Origin of the sequence: Neoroseomonas lacus (assembly GCF_014644535.1) — a bacterium.
GTDB lineage: Bacteria > Pseudomonadota > Alphaproteobacteria > Acetobacterales > Acetobacteraceae > Neoroseomonas > Neoroseomonas lacus.
This window is the reverse complement of the sequence record NZ_BMKW01000006.1, coordinates 179,181-193,946: the sequence shown is the minus strand read 5'-3', so window position 1 is coordinate 193,946 and position 14,766 is coordinate 179,181. Positions and strand designations below refer to the sequence as shown.

The window sequence follows — 14,766 nt, the reverse complement described above, 5'->3', positions numbered from 1 at the left end:
TCGGCAATGGCAGCTAACCCGGCCTGTGGCACGCCACACGGTGCTGCGCACCCACATCCCTCAGCACCGGGTCCTCGACGCTGCAGCGGTCAATCGCGACCGGGCAGCGCGATCGGAAGCGGCATCCGGTGGTGGGCGCTGAACCCAGCTCTCCGCGCATCGTCATCGGTGCGCGGGCGCGGGTGGGATCCGCGACCGGCACGGCCGACAGCAGCGCCCGCGAATAGGGGTGCTGGGGGTTGCGCCAAAGCGTGACATGGTCGGCGCTTTCGACGATGCGACCGAGGTACATGACCATCACGCGATCGGCGAAATAGCGTACGACTGAAAGATCGTGCGAGATGAACAGATACGACAGGCCAAGGTCGCGCTTCAGCCCGACCAGCAGGTTCAGGATCTGCGCCTGGATCGACAGATCCAGCGCCGAGACCGGCTCGTCGCAGATCACCAGTTGCGGCTTCAGCACCAGGGCACGAGCGATGCCGATGCGCTGCCGCTGCCCGCCGGAGAATTCATGCGGGTAGCGCTCCGCAGCATCGCCTGGCAGTCCGACCCGGGCGAGCATGTCCAGCACCTGCGCCCGACGTTCCGCGCGGCCGCCTATGCCATGCACCTTCAGTGGCGTCTCCAGTAGCGTGGCCACCGTCTGGCGCGGGTTCAGCGAGCCATAGGGGTCCTGGAAGACCATCTGCATGCGGCGACGGAAGGGGGCGAGCGCCGCCTGGCGCAGCGTCGCGATCTCCTCCCCGGCGATCCGGATGCTGCCCTCGGCCGGGTCGACCAGCCGTAGGATGGTCTTGCCCAGCGTGGACTTGCCACAGCCGCTTTCACCAACCAGGCCGACGGTCTCGCCGCCCGCCACGGTGAGCGACACGCCATCGACGGCCGTGACCGTGCGGCCGCGCGAGACATAGCGTGTGTGGAGATTCTCAACGGTCAACAGCGACATGATCGGTCCCGGCGGCGACGATGCAAGCAACGTTATGGTCCGGCCCCAGCGCGGTAAGCACTGGTGGCGCCCGGCGGCAGGCGGCGATGCGGTCGGGACAGCGCGGCGCAAAGGGGCACCCGGCCTCGCCCGCGGCCGAGGCAATCGAGCCGGGAATCTCATTAAGCCGACGCGTGGTGTAATGCGCCTCCCCATCATGCCCGACCGAGGCATCCAGCAGGCCGCGCGCATAGGGATGTTGCGGCGTCGCGAAGAACGGGCGAACCGGCGCCTGCTCGACGACGCGTCCGGCATACATCACCGTCACCCGGTCGGCCCATTGCGCCACCACGCCGAGATCGTGGGTGATCAACAACACCGCCATGCCGAGCTGCCGCCGCAGATCATCAAGCAGTTCGAGCACCTGCGCCTGGATGGTGACGTCGAGCGCCGTCGTCGGCTCATCGGCGATCAGCAGCCTGGGCTTGCAGGCGACGGCCATGGCGATCATCACGCGCTGCCGCATCCCGCCTGAAAAATGGTGCGGGAAATCGTCGTAGCGGCGGTCGGCATCAGTCACACCGACCAGCTCCAACAGCTCGACGGATCGACGGCGAGCCGCCGCCTTGCCGATCCCCTCGTGCCGACGCATGACCTCGGCGATCTGCATGCCAATCGGCAGCACCGGGTTCAGCGACGTCATCGGTTCCTGCAGGATGAGCGAAAGACTGCGCCCACGGATGTCGCGAAGCGCGTGCGGTGCGGCGGCGGCGAGGTCGACGCCATCGAAGATCACATGCCCGCCCTGGATGCGCGCGCCTGGCGGCAGCAGGCGCATCAGGGCGAAGGCGGTGATCGACTTGCCGCAGCCGCTCTCGCCGACCAGCGCCATGGTCTCGCCGGGGTGCACATCGAAGCTGACCCCGTGCACCACCGTGCCGTAGGGGAAGCCGATGGTCAGGTCCTCGACCCGCAGCAGGGGATAGGTCATGCCAAGCCTGAGCGAGGATTGAGAATGTCGTTCAGCCCATCGCCGACGAGGTTCAGCGACAGCACAGTCAGCGCGATCGCCGCGCCAGGCAGGGCCGTGAGGAACCAATCGGTCCGCAACAGGTCGCGCCCGTCGCCGATCATGCTGCCCCAGGAGACCAGGTTGGGGTCACCCATGGCGAGGAAGGAGAGGCCGGCCTCGGTCAGGATCGCATTCGCCACCATCACCGAGGTGGTCACGATGATCGGCGGCAGCGCATTGGGCAGGATCTCCATGACGATGATGCGCGGCGCCGAGTAGCTCAGCGATCGCGCTGCCATGACGAAATCCGCCTCGCGCAGGGAGCGGAACTGCGCGCGCACCAGCCGTGCCACGGTCGGCCAGGAGGCGACGCCGATGGCCAGCGCGATGGTCGATGCCGCCGGCTGCACAATGGCGACGATGACAATGACCAGCAGGAAGGTCGGCACGGTCTGGAACACCTCGGTCAGGCGCGACAGGATGTTGTCGACATGGCCGCCGAAATAGCCCGCGCTGGCGCCAACCAGCGTGCCGATGACGAGCCCGATCGCCGTCGCCGACAGCCCCACCATCAGCGAGACCCGCGCACCATGCGCGAGCCCCGACGCGACATCGCGCCCCAGGCTGTCGGTGCCGAGCGGATAGGCCCAATCCTCACCGGGCCAGAGTGTGGGCGCCGCGACCATGTCCTGCGGGTCCCCGGGGAACAGCCAGGGTGCGAGAAGCGCGATGCCGGAGACCGTCATCAGTATCAACAGGCCAATCAGGAATCCGGGATTCGTGACGCAGGCGCGCAGCAGGCGTCCGCCACGGCGTCGGGGTGCCGGGCGAAGCACCGCCGCGGCCGGCGCGGCGATGTCGATGGCGCCGTCGAGAGTGCCGTCACGGGACATCTCAGTGCACCTCGATGCGCGGGTCGAGCCACGCATGCAGCAGGTCGATCGCGACATTGGCCACGATGACCAGCAGCGAGGAGAACAGCAGCACGCCCAGCAGGACGTTGAAGTCGCGCCCGGTAACCGCTTCCAGCGCCAGCCGCCCCATGCCTGGCCAGCCATACACGGTCTCGACCACGACCGCGCCGCCGAGCAGGTTGCCCAGATGCAGCCCGGCCATCGTGGTCACCGGGATCAGCGCATTGCGCAGCGCATGCCGCAACTGAATCGTCACAGGATGCAAACCCTTGGCCGCGGCGGTGCGCATGAAGTCCTGCCGCTGCACGTCCAGCATCGAGGCGCGTGTTAGTCGGGCATAAACAGCGATGAAGAACGAGGCCAGGGCGAGAGATGGCAGCACGAGGTATCGCGCCCGATCCGCGATCAGGGCGAACCCGGTGAGGTCGGCACCAATCGTCATGTTGCCATTGGCCGGCAGCCAGCCCAGCTTCACCGAGAAGAGCACGATGGCCATCAGCCCGATCCAGAAGCCAGGCGTCGAGTAAAAGATCAGCACCACCACCTGCAACATCCGGTCCGGCCACCGATTGGCGAAGATCGCCATGACCCAGCCCGCCAGGATGCCAACCACCAGCGCCATGCTCATGGCCGCGAGCATCAGCATCAGCGTATTCGGCAATCGCGCCATGATGAGTTCCGACACCGGCATGTTGAAGCGCGCTGAAAAGCCGAGCCGCAGATGGGCGAGATTGTCGAGATAGGCGAGCAGTTGCATCAGCAGCGGCTGGTCCAGACCGAAGCGGGCGCGCAGCGCCGCCATGGTCTCGGCGGTGGCGGACCCGGCCTCGGCGGCGATCACGTCGGCCGCATCGCCGGGCACGAGCTTCAGCAGGAAGAAGCATAGGATGATGATGCCGATCATCGTCGGCAACGCCTGCCACGCGGTGCGGCGCAGGGTACGCCCGGCGCGGCCGAGGCCCGTCATGCGGTGACCATGGCAGCGATGCCGCTCAGGTGGCGCTCGAGATAATCCAGCCTGTCCTGACCCCAGAACAACTCGCCAGCCAGGCGATACGTCGGCACGCCAAAGACCCCGGCCGCGGTTGCCCGGGCAAGGTTCGCCTCCCATTGCACGGCTGCTTCGGGCGCACTTTCGGCAGCCAGCAGCGCCGCGCCGTCAAAGCCGGCCTCGGTGGCGATGGCGGCACGGGTGGCGGCATCGCCGATGTCGCGCCCCTGCGCCCAATAGCCTCGCTGCAACGCGAAGCCGAGCGCGATCACGTCGAGCCCGGCCCGTTGCGCAGCGACCAGCATCGGCGAGGCGAGTCCGGCGTCCTGCAGTGGCGGGCGCCCCTCCATCAACAACGGCATGCCGAGATGTGCGGCGCAGCGTGCGAGGTCGCGAAACCAATAGGCACGCCGGGCCTCCGGTCGGTTGCGGACGGAGATCCCGCCATTCTCGCCGATCAATGCGATCGGCACGGAATCGATGACGGCGCCATGGCGCGCGGCGAGCGCCAGCAGTCGCGGCGTGCCGAGATAGGCCCAGGGCGAAGAGACACTGAAGTAGTACTCGATGGTCTTCGGCATGGCGCGGCTCCCTGCGTCATAGTTAGAGTGAACGCGTTCATTTTGATCGGGTCAACCACGACCCTGCGCCAAATGGTGCGTCGCGGCGGAGCGATTGCACGGATTTGCTCCTGATCGCAGCGCGCATGAACGCTTCGCGTGCAATCGTCGATCGGCTGCGCATCAAATCGAGAAACTGAACCTGTTCATTCTTGACGGGCCGGTGCCATACTCGCGCCAACAGGAAGGAGAGCCTACGCGTGAATGCTGCTCCAAAGCTGCGCCTTGCCGCCGATGTTGGCGGCACTTTCACCGACATCGTTCTCGACGAGGGCGGCAGGCGGTGGACCTGCAAGGTGTTGACCACGCCGGCGCGGCCGGAGGAAGGTGTGCTCGGCGGCATTCACGAGATCATGCGCATCAGCGACCGGCGGCTTGCCGATGTCTTGGACTTCGTCCATGGCACGACGCTCGCCACCAACGCAGTGATCGAACGCCGCGGCGCGCGCATCGCCCTGCTGGCGACCGAAGGGTTCCGCGACGTGCTCGATATCGCCACCGAGAGTCGCTACGACCAATACGAGCTGGCGCTTGTACGACCGAAGCCGCTGGCGGGACGCGAGCTGCGCTTCACGGTGCCGGAACGCATCGATGCCGCGGGCGGTGTGCGGTTGGCGCTGGACGAGGATGCTGTTGCTGCACTGGTACCCGCGCTGCGCGCCGCGAAGGTCGAGGCCGTGGCCATCGCCTTCCTGCACAGCTACGCCAATCCGGACCACGAGCGCCGGGCCGCCGCCGTCCTGCGCGCGGCCATGCCAGATGTCAGCCTGTCGCTGTCCTGCGAGGTGTGCCCGGAAATCCGTGAATACGAACGGACCTCCACCACCACGGTGAACGCCTATGTGCAGCCCTTGATGGACAGCTATCTGTCCCGCATGCAGGCGCGGCTGGCCGAGGAAGGCTTCCGCGGCACGATCGGGCTGATGACCTCGGGTGGTGGACTGACCTCGATCGAGACGGCACGGCGCTTTCCCGTGCGTCTCGTTGAATCCGGCCCGGCCGGTGGTGCCATCTTCGCCACGCAGATCGCCGCCTTGCTCGGCGAGACCGAGGTCATCGCCTTCGACATGGGAGGCACCACCGCCAAGATCACGCTGATCGAGGACTTCGCGGCGCAATCGGCACGGCTTTTCGAAGTGGACCGCGCGGCGCGCTTCCTGAAGGGCAGCGGCCTGCCGGTGCGCATCCCGGTGATCGAAATGGTGGAGATCGGTGCCGGCGGTGGATCCATCGCGCATCTCGACACGCTGAAGCGGGTCACGGTGGGGCCGGAAAGCGCCTCCTCGGTGCCAGGTCCCGCCTGCTATGGCCGTGGCGGCACGCGGCCGACGGTCACCGATGCTGATCTGGTGCTCGGGTTGCTCGACCCTGCAGCCTTTGCCGGTGGCACCATCCGCCTGGTGCCTGAAATGTCTCGCCGGGCCTTGCAGGCGGAGATCGGCGACGCGCTCGGCATGCCACCGGAGATGGCCGCCTATGCCGTCTATGAGATGGTGTGCGAGAACATGGCAAGCGCGGCGCGGGTCCATGCCGTTGAACGCGGCGCGACAGCGAGCCAACACACCGTCATCGCCTTCGGTGGCGCCGCGCCACTGCATGTCGGTCGGGTCGCCGAGAAGATCGGCGCCGCGCGCGTGGTAGTGCCACCCAATGCCGGCGTCGGTTCGGCAGTCGGCTTCCTGGCGGCGCCGATTTCCTTCGAATTGGTGCGTAGTGAATACATGCGCCTCGACGTCTTCGACGCCGCGGTCGCAACCACGCTGCTCGACGCCATGGCCCGCGAGATCCGCGCCTGGGTCGAGCCGGCCGCACATGGCGCAGCGTTGTTCGAGAAGCGCATGGTGTTCATGCGCTATGTCGGCCAGGGCCACGAGATCACGGTGCAATTACCGGACGGCCCCCTACCGCCCGATGCGGGCGCGGCGCTGCGCGCGGCCTATGAGGCGACCTACGCGGATATGTTCCGGCGCTTCATCCCGAACTCGCCGATCGAGATCCTCGCCTGGTCCGTCACCATCGCCACGAAGACCGAATTGCCAGCGACCATCAGCCAATCGCCACCGGCCGGCCCGACGCCATCGCCGGATGGTCATGCCAACTTCTTCGACGGTCGCGCCGGCGCCTTCGTTCCCGTTCCGCGCTACCGCCGGGCGCAGTTGGCCAACGGCGCGCGCATCGCCGGCCCGGCGGTGATCGTCGAGGACGAGACATCGACCTTCGTCACCGCAAGCTACGATGCCTGGGTCGATGTCACCGGATGCATCGTGATGCAGCGCAAATCACGGGAGCCCACGGCATGACCGCCGTCCAGAGCAGCCTCATTGACCTGCAGATCATGTGGAACCGGCTGATCGCCGTGGTCGAGGAACAGGCGCAGGTCCTGCAACGCACCGCCTTCAGCCCGATCGTGCGCGAGGCCGGCGACCTGTCGGCCGGCGTCTTCGACATGCAGGGGCGCATGCTGGCGCAGGCGGTCACTGGCACGCCCGGCCACATCAATTCCATGGCCCTCACCGTCGGCCACGTGCTGCGCCACTTCCCCGCCGAGACGATGAAGGAAGGCGACGCCTACATCACCAACGACCCCTGGATGGGAACCGGCCATACCAGCGATTTCGTCGTCACCACGCCCTGCTTCCATAAGGGCCGGATGATCGGCCTGTTCTCCTGCACCAGCCATCTGATCGATATCGGCGGCATGAACGCCTCGACGGAGACGACCGACGTCTTCATGGAGGGGCTCTACATCCCCATGCTGAAGATTGTCGACCGGGGCGCGGTGAATGAGACGCTGATGGCGATGATCCGAGCCAATACGCGCACGCCGATCGACACCGAAGGCGACACCTATTCGCTGATCGCCTGCAACGACGTCGGCTGCCGCCGCCTCGTCGAGATGATGGACGAGTTCGCCCTGGCCAGCCTGGACGAACTCGCCGAGCATATCATCGCCCATTCTCGCGCCGCGGTCCTCTCGGAGATCGCCAAGCTGCCACGCGGCACCTGGCACAACACGCTGGTGACCGATGGCTACGGCAAGCCGATTACCCTGCAGGCGGCGCTGACGATCTCGGATGCCGGCATCCATGTGGATTTCACCGGCACTGACCCGATCGTGCCCCGCGGCATCAACGTGCCGCTCTGCTATACGCTCGCCTACACGGCCTACGGGCTGGGCTGCATCGTCGCCAAGGACATCCCGAACAACTACGGCTCGTTGGAGCCGCTGACGATCGCGGCGCCGGAGAATGCCATCGTCAATGCGATGAAGCCGGCCGCCGTCTGGTCACGCCACATCATCGGCCAGCTGATGCCCGACCTGGTGTTCGGCTGCCTGCGTCAGGCGGTGCCGGACCGGGTGCCGGCGGAAGGCTCGGCCACGCTGTGGAACGTGACGGTCAGCGGCGCCCGCCACAGCCCGCCGCGCTTCGGCGTCAATTTCCGCACCACCATGACCGGCAGCGGCGGCATGGGCGCCCTGCCCTACCGCGACGGACTTTCCGTCACCGGCTATCCGTCCGGCGTCCGCGGAACGCCGGTCGAGATCGTCGAGACCATCGCCTCGGTCATCTTCTGGCGGAAGGAATATGCCGAGGACAGTGCCGGCGCCGGCACCTATCGCGGTGGCCTAGGCCAGGCGATCGAGATCGAGAGCAGCATCGGCGAGGACTTCAACTTCCACGCCGCGCATGAACGCATCATCTATCCGCCACGCGGCTACGATGGCGGGCAGGACGGCATGCCGGGGCTGCTGGCGCTGCGCTCCGGCCCTCGGCTCAGAGGCAAGGGCGTGCAGCCCGTCCCGGCCGGCGACAGGTTGCTGATCCGCACGCCCGGCGGTGGCGGCATCGGCGATCCGGCAAAGCGCGACACTGCCGCGGTGCAGGCCGATCTGCGGGCCGAATTGATCAGCCCACAGGCCGCACGTGACGCCTATGGCATGGAGGCGGTAGCGGCCGACAGCCTGCTGCCGGCGGCACGATGACGCCGCAGCGGGGTAGCCCGAGCGATGACGCCTTCCAGCGCCAGCGACAGCATGCGGCGAAGGGTCGTGAGGCCCGCCACCAGATCGTCGGGACCGGCGCGCACCCAGGCGCGCACCGCGCCCTGGAAGACAAAATAGACGAGCTCCGCCACGTCGGCCGGCGCGACAGTCGCGCGCAACTCGCCCCGCTCGGCGGCCAGTCTGGCTCGGCGCGCCAACTCCGCCTTCAACAGCCGCACGCCTTCGGCATGCTGATGCGCATGCTTGCCGACATTGAAGAAGGGAAACTCGCTCAGGATGACCTGGGCCATGGCCGGATGGGCATGGTGGAGCCGGTAGTACTCGCCGAAGATGCCGGTGTACTGTTCGGCAAGCGATGCATCAGTCGGCAGGGCGGCGCCGATGGCCTTGGCTCGGTCGAAATCCTCCATCGAGGCGAGGAAGGCGATGTCGCGCTTGTTGTCCGCGTAGAGGAACAGCGTGCCGATCGCGACATGCGCGCGACGGGCGATCTCCTGCATGGTGGCCGCCTCGAATCCCTTCTCCGCGAAGGCCGCGCGCGCCGCAGCCCGGATCGCCGCGAGCTTGACGCGCTTCTTCTGGTCAAGTGCGGACGGACGGTCCGGCTTCGCCGCTGCAGTCATCGTCGACGAAGGCCTTGTAGTGCGGCGCATCCGGCGCGTCCTCCCGCATCCCGACTGCAACCTACATCGCATCCGCCATCGGCCATGGTCAACCGACCCGGCCGCGCTGGCGCCTCATCATCGCCCCAGGACGGGGCCAAGGAGTCAAGCGCATGAGCGATCAGCACTTCCGCCTGTCCCGCCGGGCCGTGATGGGCGCATTGGCCGGCCTGCCGGCGTTGCGGCCAGGCGCCGGAGAATCCGCCGAACCGAGGCGTGGCGGCACCTTGAACGTGATGCTGAATTGGGAACCCCCGGCGCTGCTGTCCTTCACCAGCACCTCCAGCCTGCCGCTTTCGGCGAAGGTGACGGAAGGCCTGTTGGAATACGACAACGACATGGTGCCGCATCCGCAGCTCGCCACCGAATGGAGCATGTCGCCCGATGGGCTGACCTACACCTTCAAGCTACGGCAAGGGGTCAAGTGGCATGATGGCCACGCCTTTACCAGCGCCGATGTCGCCTATTCCATCATGACGTTGAAGACGGTCCACCCGCGTGGGCGCAGCACCTTCTCGCAGGTGAGCGAGGCGGCGACGCCGGATGCGCACACCGTCGTACTGCGGCTGGCCAAGCCCACGCCGTATCTGCTGCGTTCGCTGCAGGCTGCGGAATCGCCGATCGTGCCGCGGCACCTCTACGAAGGCACCGACCCCTTCACCAACCCGCACAACAACGCGCCGATCGGAACCGGCCCCTTCAAGTTCAAGGAGTGGGTGCGCGGCAGCCACATGATCTATGAGCGCAACGAGAACTATTGGGACCAGCCGCGTCCCTATCTCGATCGCATCATCGCCAAATACTATCCCGACATGGCGTCGCGCTCCGTCGCCTTCGAGACGAAGAGCAGCGACATCGGCTATCGCACGCCCGTCGTGCTGAACGACGTCACCCGGCTGCAAGGCCTGAACTTCCTGGGCTTCGAGCGCAAGGGCTACACTTATTCGCCGCCCAACATCATCTGCGTCGACTTCAACCTGTCCAATGAAGCGTTGGCCAAGCCGGCGGTGCGGCAGGCCCTGGCGCATGCGGTGGATCGCGCCGTCATCGCCAGAACCGTGTTCTACGCCCTGGCGACACCGTGCGCGTCGCCCGTCGTCCCGGGCCTGACCGACTTCCATGATCCGACGCCCAGCCCCTATGCCTTCGACGTCAGGAAGGCCGAGGCGCTGCTGGAGGAAGCCGGCTATCCGCGCGGCGGCGATCGCACCCGGCTGCGGCTGCGGCTCGACTATCCTGGCGAGGACAACAAGCGACTGGCGGATTATCTCCGTGCCGCCTTCAGCCGCATCGGCGTCGCGCTCGAGACGCGCAGCAACGATTTCGGCGCCCATGTGAAGCGGGTCTACACGGATCGCGACTTCGACATGCAGATCGCCTCGATGAGCAACCTCTTCGACCCCTGTGTCGGCGTGCAGCGCTGCTACTGGTCGAAGAACATCGTCAGGGGCGTGCCCTTCTCGAATCCCAGTGGCTACAGCAATCCGGAAGCCGATGCCCTGATGGAGGCGTCGATGACCGAGCTCGACCAGGCGAAGCGCATCGACATGTGGAAGCAGGTGCAGCGTATCGTGATGCGCGACATCCCGACGCTGAACCTCGTCTCCCCCAACTGGATGACGATCCATCAGAAGAACGTCGAAGGGCATTCCGTCAGCGCCGATGGCTTCGAGGGAACCTTCGCCCACGCCTATCTCGACGCCTGAGGTTCAGTATGCGCCGCAAGATGCACCTGGCATTCAATCTCTCGACGACGCACAACAACGGGAGATGGAACCTGCCGGGTGCCTGGGATGACCGGGTATTTCCGGATGTGACGCTCTACGAGGATGCCGCCCGGCTCGCGGAACGTGCCTGCCTCGACATGCTGTTCTCCGGCGATGGCACCGGGGTGCCGGACACCTGGGGCGGCTCACGTGATGGCGCGGTCAAATGGGGCGTCTTCTTCCCGCGAGTGGACATGCTGCCGGTCATGGCCGCGGCCTCGCGCGTGACGAAGCATCTCGGCTTCGGCCTGACCTATTCAACCACCTTCATGCATCCTTACTACCTGGCGCGGCTGATGGCCTCGATGGACCATCTCACCGGCGGGCGCGTTGCGATGAACCTGGTGACGTCCACGCGCCGCACGGACGCCGCAAATTTTGGCTTCGATCAGCTGATGGAACATGGCGCGCGTTACGATCGGATGGAGGAATTCGTCGCCGTGTGCCGCCAGCTCTGGGACGCGACGGAAGCAGATGCGATGGTCTGGGACCGAGAGAGCGGCGTGGTGGGCGACCCCACGAAGGTCCATGACGTCCACCACGCCGGCCGCTTCTTCAAGGTCGAGGGCCCGTTGAACACGCCGCCCATGCCACAGGGCCGACCGGTGATCGTGCAGGCTGGTGGGTCGCCACGTGGCGTGCAGGCCTCGGCGCGCATCGCCGACCACATCTTCGGTGCCGACATGCCGATCGGCGTGCAGGTGAAGCAGCGCGCCACCCTTGATGCGGCGCTCGTCGCGGAGGGCCGCGATCCGGACAGCGTCGGCGTGCTCTGGCAGACGCCCATCGCAGTGCGCGAGACGGACCGGGAGGCGCAAGCCTGCCGCGAGATGTTGCGCGGCTCCATGTCGCCGGAAGCTGTTGCCGTCTATCTCTCCTACCTCGACGCTTATGACTTCTCCACCCTGCCGGAGCATTTCACGCTGGGCGAACTGCGCGAGCAGATCATCGCCACACAGGCGTCGCCGAACGGCCTCGTCACCAGGCTGGCCTACAAGTTTGGCGCCGACACCATGATCAGCCGCGAGGATTTTCTGGAACAGGCACTGCTGACCGTGACGCAGTACGAGAACACCCTCGCCGGAACGCCACAGCATGTCGCGGATGTCCTGGAGGAGCGCTTCGAGGCGACCGGTTGTCGTGGCGGCTTCATGATCGGTCAGGCCATCGCAGTGATCGCCGACCTGCAATCGATCGGTGATCTGCTCGTTCCCGAGTTGCAGCGGCGCGGCCTGTTCAGGACGGAATACTCAGGCCGAACACTGCGCGAGAACCTGGCGGAACAGTGATTCCGCGCGCCTGCTCGGCCTGAACATGAACGTTGGCCGGCCGAGCATCGCCGGTTTAGGGTCGATCATCGGCGACGTGCGAATCACCTTGAGCAAGAGAACGCTCGGCTGGAGCGCTCGACGCCAAGCTCGGCAGTCAACAGTTGCGTGCCGAAGGATGTCCGGGCGAGGAGCCCTTGGGACCAGAGGCCTGCTGCCTGTCCAATAATTGAGGCTGCGGGGCGCATGGACCCATTCTGGTCCCCAAATTGCATCGCAAGCCGGCGTTCGCCCCAATCGGAACAGCACCATGCCCAAGCGGAAGATGCATCTCGGCTTCGACTTCTCCTACTCGCACATGGCCGGCCGCTGGTGCGCGGCGGGCGCCTGGCCTGGCCATACCTTCCCCGACATCGAGATGTTCGAGGGGATGGCCCGCATCGCCGAACGAGGGTTGCTGGACATCATCTTCTCCGGCGACGGTACCGGCGTTCCGGACACCTGGAAGGGCAACCGCGACGCCGCCGTTGAATGGGGCGTGAACTGGCCGCGCCAGGACCTCAACCCGATCGCGGTGGCCATGTCGCGTGTCACGAAGCATATCGGCTTCGGGCTGACCTATTCCTCGACCTTCATGCATCCCTACTACACGGCGCGACTGATGAACTCGCTCGACCACCTCACCAAGGGGCGGATCGCGATGAACCTCGTCACCTCCACGCGCCGTTCGGACTACGCCAATTTCGGCATGGGCGAACTGATGGACCACAGCGCCCGCTACGACCGCATGGAGGAGTTCGTCGACGTCTGCCGTCAGCTCTGGGCGAGCGTGGAGCCCGACGCCATGATCTGGGATCGCACGACCGGGCGTGTCGGCGACCCGCGCAAGGTCCACGACGTCCACCACGAAGGTCGCCACTTCAAAGTGGATGGGCCGCTGAACACACCGCCTTCGCCGCAGGGCAGGCCTGTACTGATCCAGGCGGGTGGGTCGCCGCGCGGCATCCGTGCCTCGGCCTATTTCGCCGACGTCGTCTTCGGCGGAGACATGCCGCTCGAACTGCAGGTCCGCCAACGCAAGGCCTTCGACGAGGCGCTCACGGCTGCGGGCCGCAACCCCGAGCAGGTCGGTATCCTCTGGCAGACGCCCATCGTGATCGCGCCGACGACGCACGAAGCCGTGGCCCGGCTGGACCGGCTCGCCGCATCGTTGCCCGATGAAGCGGTGGGCGCCTATCTGTCCTACAATTGTGGCTACGACTTCGCGATGCTGCCGCAGAGCTTCACGATCCGGGAATTGCACCAGGAGATCATTGCCAGCCAGGCCTCGCCGATGGGCTTCCTACACGAGTTGTCGATCCGCCTGGGTCCGGACAGCAGGCTGACACGCGCGGAGTTCTTCGAGCACGGGCGACGCGACGCCACCAACTATGACACCACGCTGGCCGGCAGCCCGACGCATATTGCGGATCGGCTGGAGCAGGCATTCGAGGCCACGGGCAGCCGAGGCGGCTTCATGCTCGGTCATGCGGCCTCGATGCCGCTCGACCTCATCGGAATCGCGGATCTCCTGGTCCCGGAGCTTCAGCGCCGCGGTCGGTTCCGTACCGCCTACGCCGGACGCACCCTGCGTGAAAATCTATTGGATTCCTGAGCCAGCCTTCTAACCGCACCTGCGACACCCGGCAGCGCCGCCCGGCACGGTAATTGCTGCCAACCGCAGCCGACCATTCCCGTCCACGTCCGCCGCATTGAGGAACCGACATGTCGACATCCCGCATTCCGCTTCGCCGCCGGCATCTCCTCGGCGCGACCGCCGGTCTCCTGGGCGCGCAGCGGCAGGCCTCCGCGCAGGCCACGCCGAGCCTCATCACGCCCGGCAAGCTGACCTACGGTGTCGCAGCAACATTCGCGCCCTTCGAGTTCATGCTCGATGGCCGCATGGCCGGCTACGATATCGAATTCGGCGAGGCGGTCGCCCGCAAGATGGGCCTTGAGCCCAATCCGGTGAACATGGAGTTCCGCGGCCTGATCCCCGCGCTGCAGGGCCGGCGCGTCGATATCATCAACAGCGCCATGTACATCAACCCGGCGCGCTCCGAGCAGGTGGACTTCGTGCCCTACATGCTCATCGGACAGCAGATGGTCGTGCGCCGCGGCAATCCGTCGAACGTCGCCGGGCGGCAGGATCTGTGCGGCAGGCGGGTGGCCGTGACCCTCGGTGGCATCCAGGAGACCTATGCTCGCCAGGACGCCGACGCCTGCAAGGCGGCTGGCAAGCCCGAGCTCACCGTCATGACCCTGCCAAGCGCGCAGGAGGCAGCACTCGCGGTGCGCAACGGGCGCGCCGACGCCTATTACGAAAGCACGGCCGGCGTCGCGCGCATCGTCTCGGAGCTGTCCGACGTCTATCAGGCGGTGGGCGAAGTCTTCGAATTCGGCACCCGCATCGGCATCGCCGTGCGCAAGGGCGACAACGCCATGTCGGAGGCCATCGGTGCCGCCATCCGCCAGGTCGTGGCTGACGGCACCTATCACCGCCTGATGACCAAGTACAACCTGCCGCGCGAAGGCAGCATGTTCTGACCGGCCGCGGCCG

The 14,766-nt window shown here is 66.5% G+C and carries 12 protein-coding genes; 6 read left to right on the top strand and 6 right to left on the bottom strand.

The window, feature by feature from the left end; all coding sequences use genetic code 11:
- Positions 1–13: 13 nt before the first annotated feature.
- From IEY36_RS13435 to IEY36_RS13415, 5 genes are read right to left on the bottom strand one after another with little or no spacing between them, the layout of a single operon-like run.
- Entirely contained in the window at positions 14–949 is a 936-nt protein-coding gene (locus IEY36_RS13435; RefSeq protein ID WP_188967586.1) for an ABC transporter ATP-binding protein, read from the bottom strand.
- Positions 930–1,919: an ABC transporter ATP-binding protein gene (locus IEY36_RS13430; RefSeq protein WP_188967585.1), complete on the bottom strand. Its 990-nt coding sequence runs from the start codon at positions 1,917–1,919 to the stop codon at positions 930–932. Before IEY36_RS13430 ends, IEY36_RS13435 begins: the two co-directional genes overlap by 20 nt.
- Positions 1,916–2,833, bottom strand: coding sequence for an ABC transporter permease (locus IEY36_RS13425; RefSeq protein ID WP_229681300.1), 918 nt, complete (start codon positions 2,831–2,833; stop codon positions 1,916–1,918). Before IEY36_RS13425 ends, IEY36_RS13430 begins: the two co-directional genes overlap by 4 nt.
- A 1-nt stretch (position 2,834) precedes the next feature.
- Entirely contained in the window at positions 2,835–3,821 is a 987-nt protein-coding gene (locus IEY36_RS13420; protein ID WP_188967583.1) for an ABC transporter permease, read from the bottom strand.
- Positions 3,818–4,426 carry a 2-hydroxychromene-2-carboxylate isomerase gene (locus tag IEY36_RS13415; protein ID WP_188967582.1) on the bottom strand — a complete coding sequence of 203 codons (609 nt, stop codon included), beginning with the start codon at positions 4,424–4,426 and terminating at the stop codon, positions 3,818–3,820. The genes IEY36_RS13420 and IEY36_RS13415 overlap by 4 nt, the downstream gene beginning before the upstream one ends.
- Before the next feature lie 239 nt (positions 4,427–4,665).
- On the opposite strand from IEY36_RS13415, the gene IEY36_RS13410 reads away from it, so the two are divergent.
- The gene (locus IEY36_RS13410; protein ID WP_188967581.1) at positions 4,666–6,765 is read left to right on the top strand and encodes a hydantoinase/oxoprolinase family protein; all 2,100 of its coding nucleotides are present in this window, start codon (positions 4,666–4,668) and stop codon (positions 6,763–6,765) included.
- Entirely contained in the window at positions 6,762–8,450 is a 1,689-nt protein-coding gene (locus tag IEY36_RS13405; RefSeq protein WP_188967580.1) for a hydantoinase B/oxoprolinase family protein, read from the top strand. The genes IEY36_RS13410 and IEY36_RS13405 overlap by 4 nt, the downstream gene beginning before the upstream one ends.
- On the opposite strand, the gene IEY36_RS13400 is transcribed toward IEY36_RS13405, so the two are convergent.
- A complete protein-coding gene (locus IEY36_RS13400; RefSeq protein WP_188967579.1) occupies positions 8,399–9,094 on the bottom strand; it encodes a TetR/AcrR family transcriptional regulator in 696 nt (231 codons plus the stop codon). The genes IEY36_RS13405 and IEY36_RS13400 overlap by 52 nt on opposite strands.
- Positions 9,095–9,246: 152 nt before the next feature.
- On the opposite strand from IEY36_RS13400, the gene IEY36_RS13395 reads away from it, so the two are divergent.
- The 4 genes from IEY36_RS13395 to IEY36_RS13380 all read left to right on the top strand — a co-directional run bounded on the left by IEY36_RS13395 (position 9,247) and on the right by IEY36_RS13380 (position 14,753).
- Positions 9,247–10,839 carry an ABC transporter substrate-binding protein gene (locus tag IEY36_RS13395; RefSeq protein WP_188967578.1) on the top strand — a complete coding sequence of 531 codons (1,593 nt, stop codon included), beginning with the start codon at positions 9,247–9,249 and terminating at the stop codon, positions 10,837–10,839.
- Between the two features lie 8 nt (positions 10,840–10,847).
- Positions 10,848–12,188, top strand: a complete 1,341-nt coding sequence (locus tag IEY36_RS13390; RefSeq protein WP_188967577.1) for an NtaA/DmoA family FMN-dependent monooxygenase — start codon at positions 10,848–10,850, stop codon at positions 12,186–12,188.
- Positions 12,189–12,477: 289 nt separating this feature from the next.
- Positions 12,478–13,821, top strand: coding sequence for an NtaA/DmoA family FMN-dependent monooxygenase (locus tag IEY36_RS13385; RefSeq protein WP_188967576.1), 1,344 nt, complete (start codon positions 12,478–12,480; stop codon positions 13,819–13,821).
- A 110-nt stretch (positions 13,822–13,931) separates the two neighbouring features.
- Entirely contained in the window at positions 13,932–14,753 is an 822-nt protein-coding gene (locus tag IEY36_RS13380; RefSeq protein WP_188967575.1) for an ABC transporter substrate-binding protein, read from the top strand.
- Positions 14,754–14,766 lie beyond the last annotated feature (13 nt).

Coding starts and splice junctions, on each gene's coding strand:
- IEY36_RS13435 (WP_188967586.1), bottom strand. CDS start 949: ATGTCGCTGTTGACCGTTGAGAATCTCCACACACGCTATGTCTCGCGC.
- IEY36_RS13430 (WP_188967585.1), bottom strand. CDS start 1,919: ATGACCTATCCCCTGCTGCGGGTCGAGGACCTGACCATCGGCTTCCCC.
- IEY36_RS13425 (WP_229681300.1), bottom strand. CDS start 2,833: ATGTCCCGTGACGGCACTCTCGACGGCGCCATCGACATCGCCGCGCCG.
- IEY36_RS13420 (WP_188967583.1), bottom strand. CDS start 3,821: ATGACGGGCCTCGGCCGCGCCGGGCGTACCCTGCGCCGCACCGCGTGG.
- IEY36_RS13415 (WP_188967582.1), bottom strand. CDS start 4,426: ATGCCGAAGACCATCGAGTACTACTTCAGTGTCTCTTCGCCCTGGGCC.
- IEY36_RS13405 (WP_188967580.1), top strand. CDS start 6,762: ATGACCGCCGTCCAGAGCAGCCTCATTGACCTGCAGATCATGTGGAAC.
- IEY36_RS13400 (WP_188967579.1), bottom strand. CDS start 9,094: ATGACTGCAGCGGCGAAGCCGGACCGTCCGTCCGCACTTGACCAGAAG.
- IEY36_RS13395 (WP_188967578.1), top strand. CDS start 9,247: ATGAGCGATCAGCACTTCCGCCTGTCCCGCCGGGCCGTGATGGGCGCA.
- IEY36_RS13390 (WP_188967577.1), top strand. CDS start 10,848: ATGCGCCGCAAGATGCACCTGGCATTCAATCTCTCGACGACGCACAAC.
- IEY36_RS13385 (WP_188967576.1), top strand. CDS start 12,478: ATGCCCAAGCGGAAGATGCATCTCGGCTTCGACTTCTCCTACTCGCAC.
- IEY36_RS13380 (WP_188967575.1), top strand. CDS start 13,932: ATGTCGACATCCCGCATTCCGCTTCGCCGCCGGCATCTCCTCGGCGCG.